Source organism: Gluconacetobacter sp. (assembly GCF_047721585.1).
In the GTDB taxonomy this organism is placed as follows: Bacteria; Pseudomonadota; Alphaproteobacteria; order Acetobacterales; family Acetobacteraceae; genus Gluconacetobacter; species Gluconacetobacter dulcium.
In genome coordinates this window covers 1-1,862 of sequence record NZ_JBDNXE010000255.1, presented here as the reverse complement: position 1 = coordinate 1,862, position 1,862 = coordinate 1, and the positions used below count along the sequence as shown (strand labels likewise).

Annotated in this window: 1 protein-coding gene; it reads right to left on the bottom strand. The window is 64.4% G+C overall.

Annotated elements, in window-relative coordinates:
- On the bottom strand, nt 1-1,663 hold a 1,663-nt coding region (acnA, locus tag ABF821_RS20940), incomplete at its 3' end, for an aconitate hydratase AcnA (protein ID WP_415531467.1).
- Nucleotides 1,664-1,862: the final 199 nt, after the last annotated feature.

Below are 1,862 nucleotides of genomic sequence, written 5' to 3'. Positions count from 1 at the left end.
GCGGGCTGGCCAGATAGTTGGCGCGCACGTTGGGCGAGATACGGCCTTCGAAGTTCCGGTTGCCCGACAGCACCGAAACGGCGACCAGCTTGTTGCCCTCGATCGCATCGACGATATGCGGCTCCAGCGGGCCGGAATTGCCGATGCAGGTCGTGCAGCCATAGCCGACGGTGTTGAAGCCCAGCGCGTCGAGTTCTTCCGTCAGGCCGGCACGGTTCAGGTAGTCGGTGACGACCTGCGAACCCGGCGCCAGCGACGTTTTCACCCAAGGCTTCGGCTTCAGCCCGAGCGCCCGCGCCTTCTTCGCCACCAGACCGGCCGCGATCAGCACCGCCGGGTTGGAGGTGTTGGTGCAGGAGGTGATCGCCGCGATCACCACGTCGCCATGGCCGATCTCGTAGTTCGTGCCGGCCACCTTGGCCTTCTTGTGCGCGTCGGCGGCGGGAACGCCCAGACCGCCGGTCAGCTCGGTTTCGAACGCGCCGGTCGCATCCTTCAGCGTCACGCGGTCCTGCGGACGCTTCGGCCCGGCCAGTGACGGCACGACGGTCGAAAGCTCCAGCTCCAGCGTGTCGGTGAACACCGGCTCATGCGATTCCGCGGTGCGGAACATGCCCTGCGCCTTCAGGTATTCTTCCGTCAGCTTGATGCGGTGTTCGTCACGGCCGGTCTGGCGCAGGTAATCCAGCGTCAGATGATCGACCGGGAAGAAGCCGCAGGTCGCGCCATATTCCGGGGCCATGTTCGCGATCGTCGCACGGTCGGCCACCGGCAGATGATCCAGCGCCGGGCCGAAGAATTCGACGAACTTGCCGACGACGCCCTTCTTGCGCAGCATCTGGGTGACGGTCAGCACCAGATCGGTCGCCGTCGCGCCCTCGGGCAGCTTGCCCGTCAGCTTGAAGCCGATGACATCGGGGATCAGCATCGCGATCGGCTGGCCCAGCATCGCGGCCTCGGCCTCGATCCCGCCCACGCCCCAGCCCAGCACGCCCAGGCCGTTGACCATCGTGGTGTGGCTGTCGGTGCCATACAGCGTGTCGGGATAGACGTAGCTCTTGCCGTCGACATCGGCCGTCCACGCGACCTGGGCGATATATTCCAGGTTCACCTGATGGCAGATGCCCGTGCCCGGCGGCACGACCGAGAAATTCTCGAACGCTTCCTGGCCCCAGCGCAGGAAGGCATAACGCTCGCCGTTCCGCTCGAACTCGATGGTGACGTTGTCCTGCAATGCCTCGGGCGTGCCGGCCACGTCCACCATCACCGAGTGGTCGATGACGAGGTTGACGGGCACCAGCGGGTTCACCTTCTGCGGGTCGCCCTTCAGCTTCAGGATACCGTCGCGCATCGCGGCCAGATCGACCACGGCGGGCACGCCGGTGAAGTCCTGCATCAGAATACGCGAGGGTTTGAACGGAACTTCCTTCGTGCTGCTGCCCGAGGGCAGCCAGCCGGCGATCGACTTCGCGTCCTCGACGCTGTACGACCGGCCATCCTCGAAACGCAGGATGTTTTCCAGCAGAACCTTGAGGCTGACCGGCAGGCGCTTCACATCGCCGATGGTCTTCTCAGCTTCCGGAATCGAGAAATAATGATAGGTCTTGCCGTCTACGTTCAGCGTGCGGCCTGTCTTGATTGAATCGTGCCCAACCGACTTCATTGGTTTTTCCTCCGTGGCGTCAGCGACGGATCATCCAATCGGGGCACGTTCTTCGCATATGAAGGCGGTGTGTTCCCTCTGGACAACCGGCTTGATCTCCCAACGGTCGTAGAACATACCCGGACGCGGTGACGACACAAGCTGACCCCGGTAACAAGAACGCGGGGGGGGCGGGCCGTCGTCCCCCCGCCGCCGCCGC